Raw genomic sequence first — 24,540 nt, 5'->3', positions numbered from 1 at the left:
CGCGCGCTGACCCCGACCGGGCTCAATCCTCGAGCAGCGGCGGGTCGTTCTCCAGATGCATCAAGCCGTTCCAGCACAGGTTGACCAGATGTGCGGCCACCACTTCCTTCTTCGGCTCACGGACATCGAGCCACCACTGCGCGGTCATCGACACCGACCCGACCAGAGCCTGGGCGTACAGCGGCGCCATCTCCGGGTCCAGCCCGCGGCGCGAGAAATCGCCCGCCAGGATCGAGGACACCTGGTTGACGGCCTCGTTGAGTAGCGTCGAGTAGGTGCTGCCCGACGTGATCGCGGCCGGGGAGTCGCGGATCAGGATGCGGAACCCGTCGGTGCGCTCGTCGACGTAGGTCAGCAGCGCCAGTGCGACCCGTTCGATCCGCAGCCGGGAGCGGTTGTTGGTCATCCTGGTCAGCGACGACGTGATCCCGTCGAGCAGCGCGGACATCTCGCGGTCGACCACCACCGCGTACAGCCCTTCCTTACCGCCGAAGTGCTCGTAGACGACGGGTTTGGAGACGTTCGCGCGCTGGGCGATCTCCTCGATCGAGGTGCCCTCGTAGCCACGCTCGGCGAACAGCGACCGGGCGACGTCGATGAGCTGGTGGCGCCGTTCGGCGCCGGTCATCCGCGCGCGCGGCGCCCGCATCTCTTTGTCGAGTGCAGCCACGCTTTCGAGGGTAGTGCGTTGGACGTCGGGCGACGATCAAGCGGCGAGGTACGAGCCGCGATGAGAAGCTCGACCATTGGACTAGCATCACGAGTTGATCGATCCGTCGTGGTGTAATCGGCAGCACCTCTGATTTTGGTTCAGATAGTTCAGGTTCGAGTCCTGGCGACGGAGCACTTTTTGCGGCGAGCGACCGCTAAATGACACCGTAGAGCGGCGTGTCGGCGTACAAACACGGTCACTCGCGCGGAGGGGGAACCTCATGACCAACCACCATCGCGATTCCGCCGTCGTGGTCCTTGCCGCGGGCGCGGGCACGCGGATGCGGTCCGACACCCCGAAGGTGCTGCACACGCTGGCCGGGCGCAGCATGCTCGCGCACGCCCTGCACGCGGTCGCCAAGGTGGCGCCCGAACGACTCGTCGTGGTGGTGGGCATGGACCGCGAGCGCGTGGCGGGCGCGGTCGACCGGCTGGCCGTCGAGCTCGGCCGGACCATCGACACCGCGGTGCAGGAGCAGCAACTGGGCACCGGGCACGCCGTGGAGTGCGGGCTCTCGGCGCTGCCGCCCGAGTTCACCGGCACGGTGGTGGTCACCTCGGGCGACGTGCCTCTGCTGGACGCCGACACGCTGGCCGACCTGATCGCCACCCACAACGCGGGGGCAGGCGCCGCGGCGACCGTGCTCACCACCACGCTGCCCGACCCGACGGGCTACGGCCGCATCCTGCGGACCCAGGACGGCGAGGTCATGGGAATCGTCGAGCAGGCCGACGCCAGCCCGTCGCAGCGGGCGATCGCCGAGGTCAACGCCGGCGTGTACGCCTTCGACATCGCCGCGCTGCGTTCCGCGTTGAGCCGGCTGCACTCGGACAACGCCCAGCAGGAGCAGTACCTGACCGACGTCGTCGCGATCGTCCGGTCCGACGGCCACGTCGTGCGGGCCAAGCATGTCGACGACGCGATGCTGGTCGCCGGGGTCAACGACCGCGTACAGCTGGCCGAGCTGGGGGCCGAGCTGAACCGGCGCATCGTCGCCGCGCACCAGCGGGCCGGTGTGACGGTCGTCGATCCGGCCACCACGTGGGTCGACGTCGACGTGACGATCGGTCGCGACACCGTCGTGCAGCCCGGCACCCAACTGCTCGGCGGCACCCGGATCGGCGGTCGCTGCCAGATCGGGCCGGACACCACCCTGGCCGACGTCACGGTCGGCGACGGCGCGACTGTGTGCCGCACGCATGGCAGCTCGTCGGTGATCGGTGACGGCGCGACGGTCGGGCCGTTCACCTACCTGCGGCCGGGCACCGTGCTGGGCGTCGAGGGCAAGCTCGGCGCATTCGTCGAGACCAAGAACTCCAGCATCGGCGCCGGTACCAAGGTGCCGCACCTGACCTACGTCGGCGACGCCGACATCGGCGAGCACAGCAACATCGGCGCGTCGAGCGTGTTCGTCAACTACGACGGGGAGACCAAGAGCCGCACCACCATCGGCTCACACGTCCGCACCGGATCGGACACCATGTTCATCGCCCCGGTCACCGTCGGCGACGGTGCCTACACCGGCGCGGGCACCGTCGTGCGCGACGACGTGCCGCCGGGGGCGTTGGCGGTCTCGGCGGGGCCGCAGCGCAACATCGAGGGCTGGGTGCCGCGCAAACGCCCCGGTTCGGCGTCGGCCGCCGCAGCGGCTCAGGCGTCGGGGCAGGCGCCGGGTTCCGACGAGGCGGCGGGCTCCGACGACGACGAAACGGCCTGAACCTGTCTCCAGTTGTTCACGATCTGGCCACCCGGGCACGGCCGGTGCGTGAAGCTACGTACGATTAGGCGGTATCGATCCCCGACCTTGAGGGCGCACTGTGGGCACCGAGTGGACCGACAACCGCAAAAATTTGATGTTGTTCTCGGGTCGGGCACACCCCGAACTCGCTGAGCAGGTCGCCAAGGAACTCGATGTCCCCGTGACGGCGCAGACCGCGCGGGACTTCGCCAACGGTGAGATCTTCGTCCGGTTCGACGAGTCCGTGCGCGGCTGCGACGCGTTCGTGCTGCAGAGCCATCCGGCGCCGCTGAACCAGCACCTGATGGAACAGCTGATCATGATCGACGCGCTCAAGCGCGGCAGCGCCAAGCGCATCACCGCGATCCTGCCGTTCTATCCGTATGCGCGGCAGGACAAGAAGCACCGCGGCCGCGAACCGATCTCGGCGCGGTTGGTGGCCGACCTGCTCAAAACCGCGGGGGCCGACCGGATCGTCACCGTCGACCTGCACACCGACCAGATCCAGGGGTTCTTCGACGGCCCGGTGGACCACATGCGAGCGCAGAAGCTGCTCACCGGATACATCGCCGACAACTACTCCGACCACGACATGGTGGTCGTCTCGCCGGACTCCGGGCGGGTTCGCGTCGCCGAGAAGTGGGCGGACTCCTTGGGCGGCGTACCCCTCGCGTTCATCCACAAGACCCGCGACCCGCTGAAGCCCAACGAGGTGGTGTCCAACCGGGTCGTCGGCGACGTGCGGGGCAAGACCTGCGTGCTCACCGACGACATGATCGACACGGGCGGCACCATCGCGGGCGCGGTCAAACTGCTCAAGCAGGACGGTGCCGGTGACGTGATCATCGCGGCCACTCACGGTGTCCTGTCCGATCCCGCGCGCGAGCGGTTGACCGAGTCGGGGGCGTGTGAGGTGATCGTCACCAACACGCTGCCGATCGGCGAGGACAAGCGCTTCCCGCAGTTGACCGTGCTGTCGATCGCGCCCCTACTGGCCAACACGATCCGCGCCGTCTTCGACAACGGTTCGGTCACCAGCCTGTTCGACGGGTCGGCGTAGCCGTGGCATCGAAAGCTTCAGACGCAACAATCTTCCACAACCCCAAGTGCTCGACCTCGCGCAAGACGCTGGATCTGTTGCGGGAGAACGGGATCGAGCCGACGATCGTGCAGTATCTGAAGACGCCGCCGACCCGCGCCGAGCTGGCGAAGATGATCTCCGAGGCGGGTATCGACGTGCGGACCGCCGTTCGCAAGCGGGAACCGCTCTACGCGGAGCTGGGACTCGCCGACGCCAGCGACGACGAACTCCTCGACGCGATGGCCGCCAACCCGATCCTGATCGAGCGGCCGTTCGTCGTCACTTCCAACGGTGTCCGGCTGGCCCGCCCGATCGACGCGGTGCGCGAGATTCTGTGAGCCGTCGGGGCTTTGCGCTTCTCGCGGCTGCGGTCGCGGTCGCGCTCGCGTCGGGCTGCGGCACCGAGCCCCCGAACTACCAGTCGGTGTGGTCGACGTCGGCGCCGACGACCACCACCCCGGCAGAGGGCGACAAGCCGGTGCCGCTCGCGGCGTACCTGGAGAAGGCCGGTGTGGTCGGCGACCCGGTCTTCCCCGAGAAGCTCACCGATCTGACAGTCACGTACCCGACACCGAAAGGGTGGGAGCCGTACTTCAACGCCAACTTCGCGCCCGGCACACGGGTGATCGCCAAGGGTGAGACCTACCCGATCGCGATGCTGGTGGTGATGAAGCTGACCGGCGACTTCGATCCGCGAGAGGCCATCAAACACGGGTATGTCGCCGCCGAGATGTCGCAGAACTTCAGGCGCCTCAACGCCTCGATGGATGACTTCAAGGGTTTCCCGTCGGCGATGATCGAGGGCAGCTACGACCTCAACGACCGACGGATGCACAGCTACAACCGCATCGTGATCGCGACCGGCGCACCACCGGCCAAGCAGCGCTACCTGATCCAGTTCACGGTGACGGGTTATGCCGAGAAGGCCGTCGAGGAGTCGGCGGACATCGAGCAGATCATCGGCGGCTTCAACGTCGCGGTGCCGAAGGCGCCCCCGCCGCCGCGGTAGTTCTTGCCGCGGCTCACTAGGCTGTCGCCATGAGCGAATGGACCGCCGCCGACCTGCCCTCTTTCGCCGGACGCACCGTCATCGTCACCGGCGCCAACAGCGGTCTCGGGCTGGTCACGGCTCGCGAACTCGCCGGCGCCGGTGCGAAGGTCATCCTCGCCGTGCGCAACACCGCCAAGGGCGACGAGGCCGCCGCGGCGATCACCGGTGACGTCGAGGTCCGCCAGCTCGACCTGCAGGATCTCGCGTCGGTGCGGGCGTTCGCCGACGGTATCGACGCCGTCGACGTGCTGGTCAACAACGCCGGCATCATGGCCGTCCCGTACGCGCTGACGGTCGACGGGTTCGAGAGCCAGATCGGCACCAACCACCTCGGCCACTTCGCGCTGACCAACCTGCTGCTGCCCAAGATCACCGATCGGGTGGTGACGGTGTCGTCGATGATGCACCTGATCGGCCGCATCAACCTCAAGGATCTCAACTGGAAGGCACGGCCCTATCTGGCGTGGCCGGCCTACGGTCAGTCGAAGCTGGCGAACCTGTTGTTCACCATGGACCTGCACCGTCGCCTGACCGCGGCGGGTTCGCCGGTCAAGGCGATCGCCGCGCACCCCGGCTACTCTGCAACCAACCTGCAGGGCCAGACCGGCAACAAGTTCGGCACCCGGTTCTGGCTTGCCGGCAACCGACTGTTCGCCACCAGCGCCGAGTTCGGCGCCCGCCAGACCCTTTACGCGGTGGCCGAGGACCTGCCGGGCGACACTTTCGTCGGCCCGCGGTTCGGCAGCCGGGGGCCGACCGGCCCGACCGCGTTGCGCAGCCCGCTGGCGCGCGACGGGCGGACCGCGACGGTGCTGTGGGAGCTCTCCGAGCAGCTCACCGGCACCAAGTTCGCGCTCTGATTTGGGCCCGAGCAGCAGTTGCGGCTACCCTTGCCGGTGATCACGGCGAGGGTGGCCTGCCACCGTTATCGACGCGAACCTCTTTTCGAGTGGTTGAGCCCTGGCCGTGCCGAGTACACGACAGGAGCACCCACCGCATGGCCAAGAACGCCCCCAACAACCTGACCGCTTCGGTCCGTACCGAGACCGGTAAAGGCGCCTCGCGCCGCGCCCGCCGCAACGGCAAGGTGCCCGCGGTCCTCTACGGTCACGGCAGCGACCCGCAGCACTTGGAGCTCGACGGCCACGACTTCGCCGCCGTACTTCGTCACGCGGGCACCAACGCGGTTCTGACGCTCGACATCAACGGCAAGGAGCAGCTCGCGCTGACCAAGGCGCTCGACATCCACCCGATCCGCCGCACCATCACGCACGCCGATCTGCTCGTCGTGCGCCGTGGCGAGAAGGTGACCGTCGAGGTCAACGTCGTCGTCGAGGGCGACGCCGCGCCCGGCACGCTGGTCACGCAGGAGGCCAACACGATCGAGGTGGAGGCCGACGTCCAGTCGATTCCGGAAAACCTGACCGTGTCCATCGAGGGTGCCGACGTCGGTACGCAGTTCACCGCGGGCGCAATCGAGCTCCCGTCGGGCGTCACGCTGGTGTCGGACCCCGAAATGCTGGTGGTCAACGTCGTCGCTGCGCCGACGGAAGAGGAGCTGGAGGCCGAGGGCGGCGGTGCGACGCTGGAGGAGCAGGGCGCCGAGGTCGCCGAGGCGGAGGCCGCGGAGGGCGCGGAGGGCGAAGGCGAAGAAGCCGCGCCCTCGGAAGACTCCGAGTAGTCCGGCGTGGCCGAACCCTCCCCTGGCCAAGGGCGGGGGCCCCAGATCGTGGTCGGCCTGGGCAACCCGGGGCCGCAGTACGCCACCACCCGGCACAACCTCGGGTTCCTCGTCGCCGACATCCTCGCCGACCGCATCGGCTCGGGATTCAAGGTGCACAAGAAGTCCGGCGCCGAGGTGGCCACGGGCCGCATCGGCGGACGGCCGGTCGTACTGGCCAAGCCGCGTACCTACATGAACGAGTCCGGTCGGCAGGTGGGGCCCCTGGCCAAGTTCTATTCGGTGTCGCCTGCCGAAATCGTGGTGATCCACGACGAACTCGACATCGACTTCGGTCGGATCCGGCTGAAGCTCGGTGGCGGTGTGGCCGGGCACAACGGTCTGCGATCGGTGAGTTCAGCGTTGGGCAGCAACGACTTTCAGCGGGTCCGCATCGGCATCGGACGGCCGCCCGGGCGGATGGACGGTGCGAAGTACGTGCTCTCGACCTTCAGCTCGGCCGAGTGGAAGGACGTCCCGACGATCTGCGAGCAGGCCGCCGACGCTACCGAACTCCTTGTGGCGCAAGGCCTGGAGCCGGCGCAGAACATCGTCCACGCCTGGGATTAGCTCGCCGATTGCGCCTAATCCCCCGTGCGGCGGGCGTAGGCGCGAAGGGCGAACGGCGCGAATATCGCGGTCAGCACCAACGACCACACGATGGTGGCCAGCACCGGGTGATGCAGCGGGAGCTGTGCGCTTTCCGGCGCGGGCCCGCCGTTGCCCCACAGTTCGCGCATCGCCTGCGCCAGCGACGACACCGGGTTCCACTCGGCGATGACCCGCAGCCAGTGCGGCATCGGCTCGGTCGGCACAAACGTGTTGGCCAGGAACGTGATCGGAAACAACACGGTGAACATCACCCCGTTGACCGCCTCGACAGTGCGCAGCAACGAGCCGATCAGGATGCCGAACCAGATCATTCCGAAACCGAACACCAGCACGAGCGCGAACGCCAGCACCGCTTCGGCGACGCTGCCGCGGATGCGCCACCCGATGGCCAACCCGGTGAGCGCCATCACCACCACCCCTAGCGACGAGTGGATCAGGCTCGCGATGCTGCGCCCGATCAGAACCGACGACCGCGAGATCGGCAACGACCGGAACCGGTCGATGATGCCTTTCTCGACATCGGCCGTGATGCCGGATGCCACGACGAATGCCGAGAACACGATCGTCTGTGCCTGGATGCCGGGAAGCAGGAACTCGCGATAGTTCGTGCCGCCGGGGTTGACGATCGAAGCGCCGAACACGAACGCGAACAGCAGCACGAACATGATCGGCTGCGCGGTCACGTCGCTCAACATCTCGGGCATGCGCTTGGTGTGGATCATGTTGCGTTTGACCATGATCCACGATTGCTGAGCGATGTTGGTGCGCCTGGTGTGCGCCGGCTCGACTCGCTCGGGCGCCGATGCGGTCACGGTGGTCATGCCTCGACCTCTCCCCCTGCCCTGCGGGCGGGAGGTACTCCCACTTCGGTGCGGTGTCCGGTCAGCGTGAGGAACACGTCGTCGAGGCTGGGGCGGGACAGGCCGATGTCGTCGACGTCGATGTTGCTCTCGCGCAGCCAGCCGGCGACGCGGATCATGTCGTCGAGACCGTCGGCGGCGGCGGTGAGTTCGCGCGCGCCGACGTCGACGTACACCTCGGCGCCCGTCTTGGCGAGCAGCGCCTGCGCGGCGGGTAGATCCTCTGCCTTCGCCACGGTCACGACCAGGCTGGCGGTGCCCGCCTGCTCCTTGAGTTGCAGCGGGGACCCCTGCGCGATGATGCGGCCTTTGTCGATCACCACGATGTTGTCGGCCAGCTGATCGGCCTCCTCGAGGTACTGCGTGGTCAGCAACAACGTCGTGCCCTGCTTGACCAGGTTTCGCAGTGCGTCCCACAACTCGCTGCGGCTGCGCGGATCGAGGCCGGTGGTGGGTTCGTCGAGGAACAGCACCGGCGGCGACGCGAGCAGGCTCACCGCGAGGTCGAGTCGGCGACGCATCCCGCCCGAATACGACCTCACCACCCGATCGGCCGCGGCGGTGAGCGAAAACTGTTCCAGCAGTTGATCTCCCAGCCGCTTGAGGTCCTTCTTGCGGATGCCGTACAGCCCGCCGATCATCTTGATGTTCTCAAGGCCCGTCAGCAGTTCGTCCACCGTGGCGACCTGCCCGGCCAAACCCATGTTGCGGCGCACCTGATCGGGTTCGCCCACGACGTCGTACCCCGCGACGCGAGCGGTGCCGCTGGTCGGCTCGGTGAGCGTGGTCATCATCCGCACCGTGGTGGTCTTCCCTGCGCCGTTGGGGCCCAGCAGACCCAGCACCGTGGCGGGCGGGACGGTGAAGCTGACGCCGTCGACCGCGGTGTTCTCACCGAAGCGCTTCACCAGGTCGATGGCTTCGATGGCGGGTGGGGTGGGCATGACAGGAACCGTATCGGCACTCGCCGACAAGTTGTTACCGCGCGAGCGACCGCAAAATGCCAACTTTCCGCGGCGTGTCGCGTACAGACGCGGTCGCTCGCGGCACGGGGCGATTACGTGACGAGCGAGACCGAGTTGCTGCGGCGCAGCTTGCCCGACGGGGTCTTCGGGATGGTTCCCGGTCCGAGCACGACGACGTTGCGCGGGCGGACGTCGACCTCGGCCACCACCTCATGGGCGACATCGTGCTCGATGCGACGAACCTCGGCGGGGTCCTGCCACGAGTTGGACTCGACCGCGACGGCAAACGTCTCGCGCGAGTGACCGGCGTCGAGTCGCACGGCGACCGCGCAACCCGGACGGACACCGTCGACGCGGCAGGCGGCGCGTTCGATGTCGGTCGGATAGATGTTGCGCCCGGCCATGATGATGACGTCCTTGACTCGGCCGCAGACGACGATGTTGCCCTCTTCGGTGATGTAGCCGAGGTCGCCGGTGTCGTACCAGCCGTGCTCGTCCTGCGCGGGAATGAAGCCACCCATCGTGATGTATCCGGGCGTCAGCGACTCGCCGCGAAGCTCGATGACGCCGACGCCGCGCGGCGGCATCACGTTGCCGTGCTCGTCGATGACCCGGGCCTCCAGGTCGCGCAGCAGCGGCCCCAGCGAGGCCAGCCGCCGGGTGTTGCCCTTGGTGGCCGGCACGGCGCGACGCAGCGCGGCCAGCAGGTCGGCGTCGACCTCGTCGACCACCAGACCGGCACCGCACGGCGAGAACGACACCGCCAGGGTGGTCTCGGCCATGCCGTAGGCGGGCAGGATCGCGTCGGGCCGCAGGCCGAACGGCTTGCCGGCATCCAGTAGATCCTCGACGTCGGCGGGTTCGACGGGCTCGGCTCCCGACAGCGCGAAGCGCAGCGTCGACAGATCGAACTCGCCCGGCTTGGCCTGACGCCGCAGCCGCTTGGCGAACAGCGCGTACGCGAAGTTGGGGGCGGCCGTCATGGTGCCCTTGTACTTGTCGATGAGCTTGGCCCACAGCAGCGTGTCGCGCAGGAAGTCCATCGGCGTGACCTTGACCAGTTCCGCGCCGAAGTACATCGGGATGGTGAGGAAGCCGACCATGCCCATGTCGTGGAAGCAGGGCAGCCAGCTGACCATGACGTCCTTCTCGACGTCGTACTCGGCGCCGATGAACATCGCCTCGGCGTTGGAGTAGATGTTGCGGTGCGTGATCTGCACGGCCTTCGGGGAACCGGTCGATCCCGACGTCAGCTGCATCAGCGCCAGGTCGTCCTCGCCGACCTCGACGGGGTCGATCGGCTCGGATGCCAGCAGATCGCCGACCGTGAGGACCTTGATGCCCTTCTCCTCGAGCACCGGGATCGCCACGAGGAACGGCTCCGACACGATCACGGCCTTGGCCTCGATCATGCCGATGACGGTCATGGTGTCCTCGGCCCACACGGCCAGGTCGGTGCGCGGCGTCGGCTGGTGCAGCATCGTCAGGCTGGCTCCGCGCATCCACAGGCCCTGCGCGGTCGGCGCGATCTCGACGGGGAAGCCGGCCAGCACGCCGACGGCGTCGCCGTGGCCGATGCCCGCGGAGGCAAGGCCGCCGGCGATGCAGCGCGCTCGCTCGTGCACCTCGCCCCAGGTGTGGCGGACGGGCTCGTGGGGTTCACCGGTGACCATGCCCGTCGTGACGGTGCGGGCGTTGCGGTACATCTTCTCGGTGAATCGGCTCACGACGACCTCCTCGGCTCCAGAGCTAATTCCCTGGCGTAATGCTCCGCCTGATCAGGCACGCGAGCGCTGAGGCGCGCACACAAATCGGGAGCGGTTGAGTCTCGAATCGGTGATGCACCGGAACCTACGCCGCATCTGACGAGACTCCCACCGAGGTTTCCGGTGGGGAAGAAAGTCGCGTCCGCTGCATGACCGCTAGTTTTCACCGCAGCTCATCTTAGGCAACTCTTAAGTAGCCGCCAAACTCTCGCGAGAATTGAGGTCTGGCTCACACCGGCTCGTTATCAAACCGATGTCGACGGCGCAGGTACCACCCGCGCGCCCTGCACGGGACCGCTGGCCACCCGCACCGTGCGGCACACGCCCGCGCCGGCGAGTTGCGCGCCGACGTCCACCGCCGCGCTCGCCGACGCGCACAGGAACGCGCACGTCGGCCCGGAGCCCGAGACGATGCCCGCCAACGCCCCCGCCTCGGTGCCGGCGCGCAACGTGCGGCGCAGCCCCGGGTCGAGGCGCAGCGCCGCGGGCTGCAGGTCGTTTCCGAGCAGCGGCGCCAGCTCAGCGGCATCGCCGGACGCCAACGCGGCCAGCACCGGCTCGGGGTCGTCCAGCCGGGGCGGCGCCTTGCGGTCGGACCCCGCGGTCTCCCGCAGCCGGTCGATCTCGGCGAACACCGCGGGCGTCGACAACCCGCCGTCGGCGAACGCCAACACCCAGTGGAACGTGGTGCGCGCCAGCACCGTCGCCAGTTCCTCGCCGCGGCCGGTGCCCAACGCCGTCCCACCGTGCAAGGCGAACGGGACGTCGCTGCCGAGTTGAGCGGCGAGCGCATGCAGATCACGCCGCGGCACACCCAGCTCCCACAGCGTGTTCATCGCCACCAGCACCGCCGCGGCGTCGGCGCTGCCGCCCGCCATCCCGCCGGCCACCGGAATGGACTTCTCGATCACAATCGCCACATCCGGCGCCCGGCCCACGTGCTCGGCCATCAACTCCGCCGCCCGCCACGCGAGGTTGCGCTCGTCGGTGGGCAGCGACTCGGCCCCTTCACCGGACATCTCCACGGTCAGCATGTCGGCGTTGCGGACGGTGACCTCGTCGAGCAGCGAAACGGCATGGAACACGGTGGTGAGCTCGTGATAACCGTCGTCGCGGCGGTCCCCCACCTCCAGGTAGAGGTTCACCTTGCCGGGCACCCGAACGGTGACCGACCCGGTGGGAACCCACTCCGAGGCGGTGTTTCCGTTCCAGCCTGGCACGGCACGACACTATCTGGTGACCAGCAGTCGTCTCACCGAGTCAGGGCCGTCACCGGCACTAATCTGGGAACGTGCTGTCCGCCGGCGACCGGTTCGAAGGCTATGTGGTCGACGAGGTCCTCGGCCGCGGCGGATCCGCCACCGTTTACCGGGTGCACGGCGCCGAGGACACGGCGAGAGTGGTCGCGCTGAAGGTCCTCGACGCAGACCATCGCCACCTCGCGGAGGTGGCACGGCTGCGAAGAGAATTCGAGTTCGCCAACCGACTGGACCATCCCCACATCGTCACGGTGTACGAGCGCGGCCCCGGTTGGCTGACGATGGAGCTGGTCGCGGGCGGCGGAGTGCGAGGCCTGCGGAAGCTCTCCGATCGCATCGCCGCGCTGAGCCAGATCGCCGACGCGCTGGACTACATTCACAACCGCGCGATCGTGCACTGCGACGTCAAACCCGCCAACATCCTCGTCGACGGCGCCCGCGCCGTTCTCATCGACTTCGGGGTCGCGGTCACGATCACCGACGACATCTGCCGGCGCCCGACGCAGGTGGAGGCGTCGTTGGCGTACTCGGCGCCCGAACTCATCGCGGGCCGGGCACCGAGTGAGGCGACCGATGAATACGGGCTGGCCTGTGCCGCGGTCGAGTTGATCACCGGGTCGCCGCCGTTCCGAGAGGACTCCCGAGTCGGTCTGGTCGACGCGCACCTGCATCGCCCGCCGCCGCGGTTCTCCCGTGAGATCGACTGGCTGCCACGGGCTTTCGACTCGATAATGGCCAAGGCGCTGTCGAAGGCGCCCGCGGACCGGTACGGGTCCTGCCGTGAGCTCATCGCGTTGATCGCCCGCGCGTTGCAGTAGTTGCCGCTGAACCCAGGCTTTCGAGCGCGTCTCAGGGCACGCCGATCGAACCCTGTTGCTCCTGCTCGTGGGGCTCGCCGACCACCGGCGAGTCGGTCTCACCAGACCGCTGCAGCAGCCGGACGAAGTCCGCGATCGAGAGCGTCTCGCCGCGACGCGACGGGTCGATGCTGGCCGCCAGCAGCCTGCGCGCCGACTCGTTGCCCGAACCGGCCCATTCGGCGAACGCGTTGCGGGCCGTCTTGCGGCGCTGTGCGAACGCGATGTCGATCAGCTCGAACACCTTGCGGCGAAAGCCGTCGTCGGTGGGCCACGGCGGGGTCTCGTGACGTTCGATGCCCACCAGGCCCGAGTACACCCGCGGGATCGGCCAGAACACCGTCGGCGACACCATGCCGTAACGCCGGACGTTGCCGAAGAACCGCACCTTGGCGCTGGGCACGCCGTACTCCTTGCCACCCGGTTCGGCGGCGAGTCGCTCGGCCACCTCGGCCTGCACCATCACCATCACGGTGCGGATCGACGGCAGCTCGGCCAGCAGGTGCAGCAGCGCGGGCACCGCGACGTTGTACGGCAGGTTCGCGACCAGGGCGGTCGGCTCTTCGTCCAACTCGGCGCGTCGCAGCGTCAGGACGTCGCGGTTGAGCACGGTGAGCCGGTTGATCTCGCTGTGCGAATGGTCGGCGATCGTGGTCGGCAGCTGCCGAGCCAACACCGGGTCGATCTCGACGGCGGTCACCCGCGCACCGCGGTCGAGCAGGGCCAGCGTCAGCGAGCCCAGGCCGGGGCCGACTTCGAGGACGTGGTCGTTCCTGTTGATCCCGGAGGCCGAGACGATCCGCCGAACCGTGTTCGCGTCGTGGACGAAGTTCTGACCGAAAGCTTTACGCGGCCGGAAATCGATCTGTTTGGCCAGCTGCCGTATCTCAGTCCGTCCGAGTAATCGAATGGTCAGCGCGCCCCAATCCTCCCGCTACACGTCGGCCACGCTCCCCAACCTTGCCGCGCCCGAGTGACTTCAGCAATCGCGATTTGCTCTTCTCGTGTGGCCAAATCAGCTCTCGCAGCATACCTCAGACCGCCGTTGCGCTCCCACGTGTTCTGGTCGAATTGGACGCCACCGTAGTAGCCGTTGCCGGTGTTGATAGCCCAATTACCTCCCGCTTCGCAGCGAGCAAGGGCGTCCCACGTCGCGCCGTTGGACACCGGCGGCACGTCGGTGCCGGGTTTCGTGCCGACCCGCACCACGCCTTCGCGGGCCGGCGTCACGACGACATTGGCTACTGGCAACCTGCCGGTCTCGACGCCGTTGACCTTTGCCACCGCAAAGATCACGTCCTGGGTGCCGGGCGCGCCCGGGTCCTCGACGATCTCGCGGCTCTGGTTGAGCGTCGGGTCCTCGATGCGCTTGAGGGGCGGGGCCAGCGGCACCCGCTGGGCGACCTTTTCGATCCGGTTGCGCGTGACGTCGATCCGCATGCCGTCGACCACGGGCGCCGACGCGGCCGGCACGACGGTGTCGCGCTGCTCGAGCGGCGCGCCGGCGGCCGCGAGCAGACCAGCGACGTTCGGTGCGGCCAGCGTGACGGTGCGCATCGCCCCGCCGTCGTCGATGTGCACGGTCTTGGCGCTGACAACGGGCAGCGACATCCCCGCGAGCGGAACCCGGCTGCCGCGCGAGGCCGCGGCGGGCGCAGTGTCGGTCATCTTCAGCTGCGAGAGCGCCTCGTCGACGGTCGATGCGGTGGTCCACACCTGCCGGCTGTCCTGCCCGTCGAGGGACACCTGCAGCGGGCGGCTGCGGCGCAGCACGATCGTGTCGGCCTGGTGCACCGGCTGATCGGCGGCCGGGTAGAGATCATCGCGTTCGCCGACGTCGAAGCCGTTCTCTTCAACGACGTCGATGACGCGCGACTTCATCGTCGCCACCGTCGTCGAGGAGCCGTCCACGGTCAGCGTGACGGTCTTGTGCGCGGCTACGGCATAGCCACCGGCGAAAGTCAGTGCGAGCAGCGTCGCACCGACCAGAAGACGTAGCAATGGCGAGCGCGCTTCATGGAGTTTTGTGAAAGTGTTCAAAACGTCGTATATCTCCGACTATCGGGCCGAATGCGGCTGCGGGGGTAGCGCTCCGGTTTCGATCACAGCACGGTAACGGAGACGCCCGGCGTCAGCAACTCGCAAGGCCGTAGGTGCGCGCCGCGGTCGCGGTGGTTTCCCGCGCAACTACCTCTGCCGGCTTGCCGATGATCTGCGCGAGCGCCCGCACAGTGTAGGGCAGGCAATACGGCTCGTTGGGTGCGCCGCGGTACGGGTGCGGGGTGAGGAACGGCGCGTCGGTCTCGACGATCAGCTGCCCCGGCGGAATCAGGGCCGCGGCTTCCTGCAGGGCCTTGGCGTTCTTGAAGCTGACGGTGCCCGACAGGCTCAGCACCCAGCCCCGGTCCACACACGCGCGCGCCATCTCCGGGCCCGAGGAGAAGCAGTGGAAGATCACCGTGTCCGGGGCCCCCTCGGCGGTCAGCACGTCGAGGATGTCGGCGTCGGCCTCGCGGTTGTGGATCATCAGCGGTTTGCCGGTGCGCTTGGCGAGGTCGATGTGCCAGGCGAACGCGTCGCGCTGGGTCGCCGGGTCGGCGCACCCGTCGAGCTTGCCCGGCCAGTACAGGTCCAGGCCGGTCTCCCCGACCGCGACGACGCGGGGGTGGCCGGCGAGTCGCTCGATGACGGTCTTGGCCTCCTCGGTCAGCGCGCCGGCGCGTGTCGGGTGCAGGGCGACCGCGGCGTAGACGCGCGCGTCGGCGTCGGCCGCATCGGTGACCCATCGCGCGGACTCGAGGTCGTCGGCGATCGTGACGACGGCCTGCACGCCGACCGCGGCGGCGCGGTCGACGATCTCGGTGACGCTCGCCGCGTCCGTGGCGCCGCACGCATCGAGGTGGGTGTGCGCGTCGATCAGCGGGCTCAGCGGCGCCGGGGCGGGCGGCTGCTCCCTTGTGCCTCGACGCTTCTCGCTCACCGCCACACCATAAGCTGAGGCCAAATGAGCGAGCCTTTCTACATCACCACGGCGATCGCCTACCCGAACGGCGATCCGCACGTCGGACACGCCTACGAGTACATCGCCACCGATGCGATCGCCCGGTTCAAGCGGCTGGACGGCTTCGACGTGCGGTATCTGACCGGCACCGACGTGCACGGGCTGAAGATGGCCGAGGCCGCGCAGGCGCTGGGTGTCCCGACGGCCGAGCTGGCGCGGCAGAACTCCGATGTGTTCGAACGCCTGCAACGCAAGCTCAACATCTCGTTCGACCGGTTCATCCGCACGTCCGATGCCGACCACCACGAGGCGTCCAACGAGATCTGGCGGCGGATGAACGACGCCGGCGACATCTACCTCGACTCGTACCGGGGTTGGTACTCCGTGCGTGACGAACGGTTCTTCACCGAGGCCGAGACCAGCGTCGGCGCCGACGGTGTACGGGTGGCAACGGAAACCGGCGCCCCGGTGACCTGGACCGAGGAGCAGACGTACTTCTTCCGGCTGTCGGCCTACACCGACAAGCTGCTCGCGCACTACCGGGCGCATCCGGAGTTCATCGAGCCCGACGTGCGGCGCAACGAGATCGTCAGCTTCGTCTCCGGTGGCCTGCGCGATCTGTCGATATCCCGGACGACGTTCGACTGGGGCGTGCCGGTACCAGACCATCCCGATCACGTCATGTACGTATGGGTGGACGCCCTGACGAATTACCTGACGGGCGTGGGCTTTCCGGACACCTCGTCAGAGGCGTTCGGCCGGTACTGGCCCGCCGATCTGCACATGATCGGCAAGGACATCATCCGGTTTCACGCCGTCTACTGGCCGGCGTTTCTGATGTCTGCCGGAATCGCGTTGCCGCGCAGGGTGTTCGCGCACGGCTTCGTGCTCAACCGCGGCGAGAAGATGAGCAAGTCGGTGGGCAACATCATCGATCCGGTCAACCTCGTCGACACGTTCGGCCTCGACCAGGTGCGGTACTTCTTTCTGCGCGAAGTGCCGTTCGGCCAGGACGGCAGCTACAGCGAAGAGGCCATCATCGGGCGCATCAACGCCGACCTGGCCAACGAGTTGGGCAACCTGGCCCAGCGTTCGTTGTCGATGGTCGCCAAGAACCTCGACGGAATCGTCCCGGAGCCAGGCGATTTCACCGCCGAGGATATCGCGCTGCTGGAGTCGGCCGACTCGTTGCTTGACCGGGTGCGCGGCCACTACGACGCCGTGGCGATGCACCTGGCGCTGGAGGCCATCTGGTCCGTCCTGGGGTCGGCGAACAAGTACTTCTCGGCCCAAGAGCCATGGGTGCTGCGCAAGTCCGAGTCGCCCGAAGACCAGAGGCGGTTCGGCACTGTGCTGTACACGACGCTGGAGGTCGTACGGATCGCGGCGCTGCTGGCCCAGCCGGTGATGCCCGACTCGGCGGCCAAACTGCTCGACCTGCTCGGTCAGGACCCCGACGAACGCTCCTTCGCCGCCGTCGGTGTCCGATTGAAGCCAGGCACCGCCCTGCCGGCCCCGACCGGCGTGTTCCCCCGCTACCAGGCTGAGTGATTCGAAAAGTGAACGGACTGCACGAGAAACTGCACGACATCTACGAAGAGGTCGCGCGGCGCAACGCCGGCGAGACCGAATTCCACCAGTCCGTGTTCGAGGTGCTCACCAGCCTCGGACCCGTGGTGGAGAAGCATCCGGAATATGTCGACTCCGAGGTGATCCGGCGGCTGTGCGAACCGGAACGCCAGATCATCTTCCGGGTGCCCTGGGTCGACGACCGCGGCACGGTCCAGATCAACCGCGGCTTCCGCGTCGAGTTCAACTCCGCGCTGGGCCCATTCAAGGGCGGCCTGCGCTTCCACCCGTCGGTCTACCTCGGAATCGTCAAATTCCTCGGCTTCGAACAGATCTTCAAGAACTCGCTGACCGGCATGCCGATCGGCGGCGGCAAGGGTGGCGCGGATTTCGACCCCAAGGGCCGCACCGACGACGAGGTGATGCGGTTCTGCCAGTCGTTCATGACCGAGCTGTACCGCCACCTGGGCGAGTACACCGACGTGCCCGCCGGCGACGCCGGCGTGGGTATGCGTGAAATCGGTTACCTGTTCGGGCAGTACAAGCGGATCACCAACCGCTACGAGTCCGGCACGCTCACCGGCAAGGGGTTGACCTGGGGCGGTTCGCAGGTCCGCACCGAGGCCACCGGATACGGAACCGTGTTCTTCGTCAACGAGATCCTCAAGGCCAACAACGACAGCTTCGAGGGCAAGCACGCCGTCGTGTCCGGCTCGGGCAACGTCGCGATCTATGCGATCGAGAAGATCCAGGAACTCGGCGGCATCGTCGTGGCCTGTTCGGACTCGAGCGGCTATGTCGTCGACGAGAAGGGTATCGACCTCGAGATCCTCAAGGAGATCAAGGAAGTGCGGCGCGGCCGGGTGGCCGACTACGCCGAGATACGTGGGGGCGCCGCCACGTTCGTCGAGGACCGCAACGTGTGGAATGTGCCGTGCGAGATCGCGCTGCCATGCGCGACGCAGAACGAGATCAACGGCGACGAGGCGCTCGCACTGATCGCCAACGGCTGCCGGATCGTCGCCGAAGGCGCGAACATGCCGTGCTCCCCCACCGCGGTCAAGCACTTCGCCGGGGCCGGGGTGACGTTCGCACCGGGTAAGGCCGCCAACGCGGGCGGCGTCGCAACCAGTGCGTTGGAGATGCAACAGAACGCGTCGCGGGACTCGTGGACGTTCGCCGACACCGAGAAACGGTTGGAGCAGATCATGCGCCGCATCCACAACCGCTGCTTGGCCACCGCCGACGATTACGACCAACCCGGCAACTATGTGGCGGGGGCGAACATCGCCGGGTTCATCCGGGTGGCCGACGCGATGCTGGCGCTCGGACTCGTCTGACCGCCTCAGAGTGACCCACGTCACGTTCTGTCACGTTTCGGCGGCGAACGGTGTCTTGAGGGCATGACTGAACACAACGCACATAACACGAAAGTCGTCGTCATCGGCGGCGGCTACTCCGGAACCCTGGCGGCCAACCATCTGCGGATGCGTCCTGGTCTCGACATCACTCTGGTCAACCCCAGGCCGAAGTTCGTCGAGCGGATCCGCCTGCACCAGCACGCCGCCGGTAACTACGAGGCCACCGTCGACTACGGCACGCTGCTCGGCGAGGGCATCAAGCTGGTCGTAGACACCGCGACACGCATCGACACCGCCACGCGAAGGATCGAACTCGCGTCGGGCCGCGCCTTGACCTACGACTACGTCATCTACGCGGTAGGCAGCACCGGCGCGATACCGACATCGGTGCCGGGTGCAGCCGAGTTCGCCCATCCCATCGCGGAATTGGAGCAGGCGCAGCGGCTGCGGGCCGTCCTCGAGGATGTGAGTCCAGGCGCTCCGGTCACCGTCGTCGGCGGCGGACTGACCGGCATCGAGTCGGCGGCCGAGCTCGCAGAGCAAGGCCACAACGTGACGCTGGTCTGCGGTGGCCAGTTGGCACCGCCGCTTTCGGAACCGGGGCGGCGTTCGGTCGCCAAGACGTTGCGCAAGTTGGGCGTCACCATCCTCGAAGCCGACGTCGTGACCGAGGTGCGCGCCGACGCGGTGGTCTTCGCCGACGGCGCGGTGCGCCCGACGGCGGTGACCATCTGGGCGGCAGGCTTCGGCGTTCCCGCACTGGCCGCGGCCAGCGGCTTGCACACCGACGAACTGGGCCGGCTGCTCACCGACGAGACGCTGACCAGCATCGACGACGATCGCATCGTCGCCGCCGGCGACTGCGCCTCCCCGTCGGGTGTAGCGCTGCGGATGTGCTGCGCGTCTGCCGGACAGCTCGGACCCCAGGCAGCCAACACGGTGCTGAGCCGGATCGCGGGCACCGCCCCGGCGAGTTTCCAGTACGGGCTGCCGGGGACGTGCACCAGCCTGGGCCGGCGCGCCGGGATCCTCCAGCTGGGGCACCAGGACGACACTCCGGTGAACTTCTTCATCGCCGGCCGTGTCGGCGCCAAGGTGAAGGAGGCCATCTGCAAGGGCACGATATGGGGACAGCGCCAAGAGGCGCGCAAACCCGGCGCCTCGTTCTGGTTCAAGGGCGGCCCGCGTCCCGAGCAGCCGGCCTTCGCTCCGAAGGTGGTAACGGAAACGTGACCACCTCAGGAGGCGAACACGCCGAGCGGTTCACCCATCTGCGGCCGCTGCTGTTCACGATCGCCTACGAGATTCTCGGCAGCACAACGGAATCCGACGACGTGCTACAGGACAGCTACCTGCGCTGGGCCGACGTCGACCTCGCGACCGTGCGGGACACGAAGTCGTATCTGGCGCAGTTGGTGACCCGCGAGGCGCTCAACGCGGTTCGCAGCCGGGCACGTCGTCGCGAGGAGTACGTCGGCCCGTGGCTGCCCGAGCCGCTGCTGCTCGAGGACACCGACCCGTCGGCGGATGTGGTGCTGGCCGAATCGGTTTCGATGGCGATGCTGGTGGTGCTGGAGACGCTGACGCCCGACGAGCGCGCGGTGTTCGTGTTGCGCGAGGTGTTCGGCTTCGACTACGACCAGATCGCCGAAGCGGTCGGAAAGTCCGCGGGCACGGTGCGCCAGATGGCGCACCGTGCCCGGGCCCACGTGCAGTCGAGGCGGAAGCGGTTCGGCCCCGTCGACGAACGCCGTACGGCCCAGATCACCGAGCAGTTCCTGACCGCGGCGGCCACCGGTGACGTGGAGGGTCTGATGGCGCTGCTGGCGCCCGGCGTGACCTGGACCGCGGACCACGGCGGCAAGGCCACCGCGATTCGCAGGCCCGTCGTCGGCGCGCGGCGGGTGGCCGCGCTGATGGCCCAACTCTTCCGGGTGGCCCGGGATATGCCGGACATGCGGTTCCACACAGCGGTGTACAACAGCGCGCCGGCCGTCGTGATCTACACCGGCGAACACCTGGAGGGCCTGTTCGTGTTCGAGGTGACCGACGACAAGATCACGAACCTGTACGCGGTGCGCAACCCGGACAAGCTCGGCGGCGTCACGATCCCCCGGAAGATCAGCCGCTGACTTTTCCTGCGCGAGCAGTCACGTAGTGCCCTGTTTCGCGACAATTTCGGGCCACTTTGCGTCTGCTCGCGGGACACAGCAAGCTGGGGCCGTGCGGATTGACCTGCTCGGCGACCTGGGCGGCGCCCCGGCGGTACTGCGCGCCGTCGCGTACGCCGCGGCCGAGCGTGGGCTGTCCGCACCCGCCGCACTGATTGGCGACTGGTTCGGCTCGGGTGCCGTCATCGCGCCGACGGTCGACGCGGCGCCCGTCGAGGCGTCGCGAGTGTTCGACGTCATGCCGGGCGGATCAGGAGATGCGGTCGGCGGCGGTTGGTTCGGTTATCTGTCGTATCCCGACGCTGCGGCCGATGGGAATGGCCCGCGTGTTCCCGAGGCGGCGGGCGGCTGGTCCGATTGTGTACTGCGTCAGGACCGCGATGGACGGTGGTGGTTCGAAAGCCTCGCCGGCGCAGCGATTCCGGACTGGGTGGTCGACGCGCTGCGAGCGCCTGTCGAACCCCGGCCGGCTCGCCTCGCGTGGGGCGAGGCCGACCGCGACGCGCATCGGCGCGGGGTGTTGGCCTGCCTGGACGCGATCGCCGCCGGCGAGGTCTACCAGGCGTGTGTGTGCACACAGTTCCGCGGCCGACTCGACGGCGCTGCGATCGACTTCTTCGTCGACGCCGTTGAACGGACGTCTCCTGCGCGGGCGGCATACCTGGGCGGCGACTGGGGCGCGGTGGCGTCGTTTTCGCCGGAACTGTTCCTGCGCCGGCGCGGTGACCACGTCGCGTCGAGCCCGATCAAGGGCACGCTGCCGTTGTCCGCCGATCCGGCGGCACTGCGCGCGTCGGTCAAGGACGTCGCGGAGAACATCATGATCGTCGATCTCGTGCGCAATGACCTCGGCCGCGTCGCCGACGTCGGCACGGTGACGGTGCCGGAGTTGTTGGCCGTGCGGCCGGCGCCGGGAGTGTGGCATCTGGTGTCGACGGTGTCGGCGCGGGTGGACGTCGAGGTGCCGATGTCGGCGGTGCTCGACGCCACCTTTCCGCCCGCCTCGGTGACCGGCACGCCGAAGGTGCGGGCACGTCAGCTGCTCGCGGGATGGGAACCCGTTCGACGCGGAGTTTATTGCGGCACAGTCGGTTTGGCGTCACCCGTCGGCGGCTGCGAGTTGAACGTCGCGATCCGCACCGTCGAGTTCGACGCGTTCGGCAACGCGGTTCTGGGCGTCGGCGGGGGCATCACGGCCGACTCGGATCCCGATCGCGAGTGGGAGGAGTGCCTGCACAAGGCGGCACCGATCACCGGGTCACGCGCGCGAACGCAGGACCGCGTCGTAGAGCTCACGCCGTGACGGTGAGCCCGGATTCGCCGCGACCACCTCGGCACAGGCGTCCTTGACCCGGATGCCGTCGTCGACGAGTTTGTTGACCTCGGCCACCAACGTTTCGAGGTCGGCCTTCGGGACGGCGCCGGCCAGCACGACGGTGATCTCGCCGAGGACGCCGTCGGCGGCCCAGTCGGTCAGTTCGGCGAGCGAGCCGCGGACCACTTGCTCGTGCGTCTTGGTCAGCTCGCGGCAGACCACGGCCCGTCGCTGCGAGCCGAGCACCGCGACGGCATCGGTGAGCGTCGCCGCAAGCCGGCGCGGCGACTCGAAGAACACACAGGTCCGCTGCTCGGTCGCCAGCGTGTTCAGCCATGTTCTGCGGGCGGCCTGTCTGCGCGGCGCGAACCCCTCGAAGCAGAACCTCTCGGCCGGTAGCCCCGAAACCGCCAGCGCCGTCGTCACGGCCGACGGGCCGGGCAGGCAACTGACCGGCAGGCCGGCATCTATAGACGCCGTCACCAGCCGGTAGCCGGGATCGCTGATCAACGGCATACCGGCATCGCTGACCAGCAGCACCGTCGCGCCGGCCCGGACCTCGTCGAGCAGACCCGAGACCCGCGAGGCCTCGTTCTGGTCATAGAGGCTGACCACCTTGGCGGTGAGCCTCACTTCCAGAGCCTGGGCCAGCGTGCGGATGCGGCGGGTGTCTTCCGCGGCGATGACGTCGGCGTCCCTCAACGCGTCGACCAGCCGTGATGATGCATCCGAGGGCTGGCCAAGCGGCGTCGCGCCGATGAGCAGTCGGCCGAGGGTCATGCCGGACAGCCTACGATCGCACTCGTGACCGCTCCCGCCACCAAAGCGCCACGCGCGGTCCCCGTCATCAGCCCCGCGCCGCAGGTGCCCGTCGCCGACTTCGGTCCCGTCGACCGCATGCAGGGCTGGGTGATGACGGCCGTCATCGCCGCGCTGGCGGCGGTGACCCGGTTCCTCAACCTCGGGTCGCCGACCGATGCCGGTACGCCGATCTTCGACGAGAAGCACTACGCCCCGCAGGCGTGGCAGATGCTGCACAACCACGGCGTCGAGGACAACCCCGGCTACGGCCTGGTCGTGCATCCGCCGGTCGGCAAGCAGTTGATTGCGATCGGTGAGGCGCTGTTCGGGTACAACGGGTTGGGCTGGCGGTTCTCGGGTGCCGTCTGCGGCGTGATCATGGTCGTGCTGGTGGCGCGCATCGCGCGGCGCATCAGCCGGTCGACGTTGGTCGGCGGCATCGCGGGGCTGCTGGTGGTCGCCGACGGAGTGAGCTTCGTCGCCTCGCGCACCGCGCTGCTCGACGGGTTTCTGGTGATGTTCGTGGTGGCCGCGTTCGGCTGCCTGATCGTCGACCGGGACCAGGTGCGTGAGCGGATGCACATCGCGCTGCTGGAGGGTCGCATCGGCGAGACGCTGTGGGGACCGCGGCTCGGCGTGCGGTGGTGGCGGTTCGGCGCCGGCGTGCTGCTCGGGTTGGCTTGTGCCACAAAGTGGTCCGGGCTCTACTTCGTCGCATTCTTCGGTGTCATGACGATGGTGTTCGACATCGTCGCGCGGCGCCAGTACCGCGTGCCGCGACCGTGGCTGGGCGCATTCCGTCGCGACCTGGGGCCGTCGCTGTACGCGCTGGTGTTCATCCCGTTCGTCGTGTACCTGGCGTCCTACACTCCCTGGTTCGCCTCGGAGACCGCCGTGAACCGCCACGAGGTCGGGCAGTCGATCGGCGAGGACAGCGTGTTGCCGATCCCCGATGCGCTGCGTTCGCTGTGGCATTACACCTACGCCGCGTACAAGTTCCATGCCGGGCTGACCAACGCGGACGGGAACCACCACCCGTGGGAGTCCAAGCCGTGGACGTGGCCGATGTCGCTGCGCCCGGTGCTGTATGCGATCGACAACCAGGACGTTGCGGGGTGTGGCGCGCAGTCGTGCGTCAAGGCGGTGATGCTCGTCGGCACACCGGCGATGTGGTTCCTCGCGGTGCCGGTGCTGGCCTGGGCGGTGTGGCGGGCCTTCATCAGGCGGGACTGGCGGTATGCGGTTGCGCTCGTCGGCTACGGCGCGGGTTTCCTGCCGTGGTTCGCCGACATCGATCGCCAGATGTACTTCTTCTACGCGGCGACGATGGCGCCGTTCATGGTGCTGATGATCGCGCTGATCCTAGGCGACATCCTGCACAAGCCGAACCAGAACGCCGAGCGTCGAACGCTCGGGTTGATCGCGGTGAGCTGTTATGTCGCACTGGTGCTGACGAACTTCGCGTGGATGTACCCGATTCTTACGGGCATCCCGATCTCGCAGTCGACGTGGAACATGCAGATCTGGCTGCCCTCCTGGCGATAGCGATAGAGGATACGGCTGAGGATCTGGCATCGAGGCATAGGTGGGTCCCGGGTCCTACGCGCGAGATTGCATCCATGGCTGCGATCGCGAGCCACAACCCTGTGTGCAATCTCGACCGTAGGAGCGGCAAATGTCAGTCGGCCTAGTCAGCATTGC

At 68.0% G+C, this 24,540-nt stretch carries 23 protein-coding genes and 1 tRNA gene; 15 read left to right on the top strand and 9 right to left on the bottom strand.

Features of this window, described 5'->3' with window-relative positions; genetic code table 11:
• Positions 1-22 precede the first annotated feature (22 nt).
• Complete coding sequence (locus AU188_RS24335) at positions 23-628, bottom strand: TetR/AcrR family transcriptional regulator (protein ID WP_059166112.1); 606 nt, start codon at positions 626-628, stop codon at positions 23-25.
• A 144-nt stretch (positions 629-772) separates the two neighbouring features.
• On the opposite strand from AU188_RS24335, the gene AU188_RS24330 reads away from it, so the two are divergent.
• The 8 genes from AU188_RS24330 (at position 773) to pth (ending at position 6,872) form a co-directional block, all read left to right on the top strand.
• Positions 773-844: transfer RNA gene (locus AU188_RS24330), tRNA-Gln, on the top strand.
• Positions 845-932: 88 nt separating this feature from the next.
• Positions 933-2,429: a bifunctional UDP-N-acetylglucosamine diphosphorylase/glucosamine-1-phosphate N-acetyltransferase GlmU gene (glmU, locus tag AU188_RS24325; protein ID WP_059166032.1), complete on the top strand. Its 1,497-nt coding sequence runs from the start codon at positions 933-935 to the stop codon at positions 2,427-2,429.
• 100 nt (positions 2,430-2,529) lie between these two features.
• The gene (locus AU188_RS24320; RefSeq protein WP_059166031.1) at positions 2,530-3,510 is read left to right on the top strand and encodes a ribose-phosphate diphosphokinase; all 981 of its coding nucleotides are present in this window, start codon (positions 2,530-2,532) and stop codon (positions 3,508-3,510) included.
• 2 nt (positions 3,511-3,512) lie between these two features.
• Positions 3,513-3,869 carry an arsenate reductase (glutaredoxin) gene (gene arsC, locus AU188_RS24315; protein WP_059166030.1) on the top strand — a complete coding sequence of 119 codons (357 nt, stop codon included), beginning with the start codon at positions 3,513-3,515 and terminating at the stop codon, positions 3,867-3,869.
• The gene (locus AU188_RS24310) at positions 3,866-4,540 is read left to right on the top strand and encodes an LpqN/LpqT family lipoprotein (RefSeq protein WP_059166029.1); all 675 of its coding nucleotides are present in this window, start codon (positions 3,866-3,868) and stop codon (positions 4,538-4,540) included. The genes arsC and AU188_RS24310 overlap by 4 nt, the downstream gene beginning before the upstream one ends.
• Before the next feature lie 29 nt (positions 4,541-4,569).
• Positions 4,570-5,442, top strand: coding sequence for an oxidoreductase (locus AU188_RS24305; RefSeq protein WP_059166028.1), 873 nt, complete (start codon positions 4,570-4,572; stop codon positions 5,440-5,442).
• 137 nt (positions 5,443-5,579) lie between these two features.
• Positions 5,580-6,263, top strand: coding sequence for a 50S ribosomal protein L25/general stress protein Ctc (locus AU188_RS24300; protein ID WP_059166027.1), 684 nt, complete (start codon positions 5,580-5,582; stop codon positions 6,261-6,263).
• A 6-nt stretch (positions 6,264-6,269) separates the two neighbouring features.
• Positions 6,270-6,872: an aminoacyl-tRNA hydrolase gene (pth, locus tag AU188_RS24295; protein ID WP_059166026.1), complete on the top strand. Its 603-nt coding sequence runs from the start codon at positions 6,270-6,272 to the stop codon at positions 6,870-6,872.
• 14 nt (positions 6,873-6,886) lie between these two features.
• On the opposite strand, the gene AU188_RS24290 is transcribed toward pth, so the two are convergent.
• The 4 genes from AU188_RS24290 to AU188_RS24275 form a co-directional block, all read right to left on the bottom strand.
• The gene (locus tag AU188_RS24290) at positions 6,887-7,735 is read right to left on the bottom strand and encodes an ABC transporter permease (protein WP_059166025.1); all 849 of its coding nucleotides are present in this window, start codon (positions 7,733-7,735) and stop codon (positions 6,887-6,889) included.
• Positions 7,732-8,718, bottom strand: coding sequence for an ATP-binding cassette domain-containing protein (locus tag AU188_RS24285; RefSeq protein ID WP_059166024.1), 987 nt, complete (start codon positions 8,716-8,718; stop codon positions 7,732-7,734). The genes AU188_RS24290 and AU188_RS24285 overlap by 4 nt, the downstream gene beginning before the upstream one ends.
• 113 nt (positions 8,719-8,831) lie before the next feature.
• Entirely contained in the window at positions 8,832-10,466 is a 1,635-nt protein-coding gene (locus AU188_RS24280) for a fatty acyl-AMP ligase (RefSeq protein ID WP_059166023.1), read from the bottom strand.
• Positions 10,467-10,750: 284 nt separating this feature from the next.
• Positions 10,751-11,725 carry a 4-(cytidine 5'-diphospho)-2-C-methyl-D-erythritol kinase gene (locus tag AU188_RS24275; protein WP_059166022.1) on the bottom strand — a complete coding sequence of 325 codons (975 nt, stop codon included), beginning with the start codon at positions 11,723-11,725 and terminating at the stop codon, positions 10,751-10,753.
• Positions 11,726-11,796: 71 nt separating this feature from the next.
• On the opposite strand from AU188_RS24275, the gene AU188_RS24270 reads away from it, so the two are divergent.
• Positions 11,797-12,582 (top strand): serine/threonine-protein kinase, encoded by a 786-nt coding sequence (locus tag AU188_RS24270; protein WP_059166021.1) that lies wholly within the window; start codon positions 11,797-11,799, stop codon positions 12,580-12,582.
• Positions 12,583-12,613: 31 nt separating this feature from the next.
• On the opposite strand, the gene rsmA is transcribed toward AU188_RS24270, so the two are convergent.
• The 3 genes from rsmA to AU188_RS24255 form a co-directional block, all read right to left on the bottom strand.
• Entirely contained in the window at positions 12,614-13,537 is a 924-nt protein-coding gene (gene rsmA / locus AU188_RS24265; protein ID WP_059166020.1) for a 16S rRNA (adenine(1518)-N(6)/adenine(1519)-N(6))-dimethyltransferase RsmA, read from the bottom strand.
• A complete protein-coding gene (locus tag AU188_RS24260; RefSeq protein ID WP_059166019.1) occupies positions 13,534-14,661 on the bottom strand; it encodes a resuscitation-promoting factor in 1,128 nt (375 codons plus the stop codon). The genes rsmA and AU188_RS24260 overlap by 4 nt, the downstream gene beginning before the upstream one ends.
• A 91-nt stretch (positions 14,662-14,752) precedes the next feature.
• A complete protein-coding gene (locus AU188_RS24255; RefSeq protein WP_059166111.1) occupies positions 14,753-15,601 on the bottom strand; it encodes a TatD family hydrolase in 849 nt (282 codons plus the stop codon).
• Between the two features lie 24 nt (positions 15,602-15,625).
• On the opposite strand from AU188_RS24255, the gene metG reads away from it, so the two are divergent.
• From metG to AU188_RS24230, 5 genes are all read left to right on the top strand, one after another.
• Complete coding sequence (gene metG, locus AU188_RS24250) at positions 15,626-17,173, top strand: methionine--tRNA ligase (protein WP_059166018.1); 1,548 nt, start codon at positions 15,626-15,628, stop codon at positions 17,171-17,173.
• A gap of 8 nt (positions 17,174-17,181) precedes the next feature.
• Entirely contained in the window at positions 17,182-18,531 is a 1,350-nt protein-coding gene (gene gdhA / locus AU188_RS24245; protein ID WP_059166017.1) for an NADP-specific glutamate dehydrogenase, read from the top strand.
• Positions 18,532-18,594: 63 nt separating this feature from the next.
• Complete coding sequence (locus AU188_RS24240) at positions 18,595-19,785, top strand: NAD(P)/FAD-dependent oxidoreductase (protein WP_059166016.1); 1,191 nt, start codon at positions 18,595-18,597, stop codon at positions 19,783-19,785.
• Entirely contained in the window at positions 19,782-20,684 is a 903-nt protein-coding gene (locus AU188_RS24235; RefSeq protein WP_059166015.1) for an RNA polymerase sigma-70 factor, read from the top strand. The genes AU188_RS24240 and AU188_RS24235 overlap by 4 nt, the downstream gene beginning before the upstream one ends.
• Before the next feature lie 91 nt (positions 20,685-20,775).
• Positions 20,776-22,026 (top strand): aminodeoxychorismate synthase component I, encoded by a 1,251-nt coding sequence (locus AU188_RS24230; protein WP_059166014.1) that lies wholly within the window; start codon positions 20,776-20,778, stop codon positions 22,024-22,026.
• Here the strand turns inward: AU188_RS24230 and rsmI are convergent.
• On the bottom strand, positions 21,982-22,818 hold the full coding sequence (gene rsmI / locus AU188_RS24225; protein WP_059166013.1) for a 16S rRNA (cytidine(1402)-2'-O)-methyltransferase: 837 nt from the start codon (positions 22,816-22,818) through the stop codon (positions 21,982-21,984). The two genes, AU188_RS24230 and rsmI, sit on opposite strands and share 45 nt — an antisense overlap.
• A gap of 117 nt (positions 22,819-22,935) precedes the next feature.
• Here rsmI and AU188_RS24220 point away from each other — a divergent pair, with 117 nt between their 5' ends.
• Entirely contained in the window at positions 22,936-24,384 is a 1,449-nt protein-coding gene (locus tag AU188_RS24220; protein WP_286137667.1) for a dolichyl-phosphate-mannose--protein mannosyltransferase, read from the top strand.
• Positions 24,385-24,540 lie beyond the last annotated feature (156 nt).

The organism is Mycobacterium sp. IS-3022, assembly GCF_001500065.1.
Taxonomy (GTDB): Bacteria; Actinomycetota; Actinomycetes; order Mycobacteriales; family Mycobacteriaceae; genus Mycobacterium.
Note: the sequence above shows the minus strand (reverse complement) of the source record. Positions and strands in the feature narration are given on the sequence as shown.

Bases quoted from the DNA above. Each gene is read 5' to 3' on its own strand.
- metG (WP_059166018.1), top strand. From the start codon at position 15,626: ATGAGCGAGCCTTTCTACATCACCACGGCGATCGCCTACCCGAACGGC.
- AU188_RS24335 (WP_059166112.1), bottom strand. From the start codon at position 628: ATGACCGGCGCCGAACGGCGCCACCAGCTCATCGACGTCGCCCGGTCG.
- rsmI (WP_059166013.1), bottom strand. From the start codon at position 22,818: ATGACCCTCGGCCGACTGCTCATCGGCGCGACGCCGCTTGGCCAGCCC.
- AU188_RS24305 (WP_059166028.1), top strand. From the start codon at position 4,570: ATGAGCGAATGGACCGCCGCCGACCTGCCCTCTTTCGCCGGACGCACC.
- AU188_RS24240 (WP_059166016.1), top strand. From the start codon at position 18,595: ATGACTGAACACAACGCACATAACACGAAAGTCGTCGTCATCGGCGGC.
- AU188_RS24220 (WP_286137667.1), top strand. From the start codon at position 22,936: ATGCAGGGCTGGGTGATGACGGCCGTCATCGCCGCGCTGGCGGCGGTG.
- AU188_RS24290 (WP_059166025.1), bottom strand. From the start codon at position 7,735: ATGACCACCGTGACCGCATCGGCGCCCGAGCGAGTCGAGCCGGCGCAC.
- AU188_RS24285 (WP_059166024.1), bottom strand. From the start codon at position 8,718: ATGCCCACCCCACCCGCCATCGAAGCCATCGACCTGGTGAAGCGCTTC.
- AU188_RS24300 (WP_059166027.1), top strand. From the start codon at position 5,580: ATGGCCAAGAACGCCCCCAACAACCTGACCGCTTCGGTCCGTACCGAG.
- glmU (WP_059166032.1), top strand. From the start codon at position 933: ATGACCAACCACCATCGCGATTCCGCCGTCGTGGTCCTTGCCGCGGGC.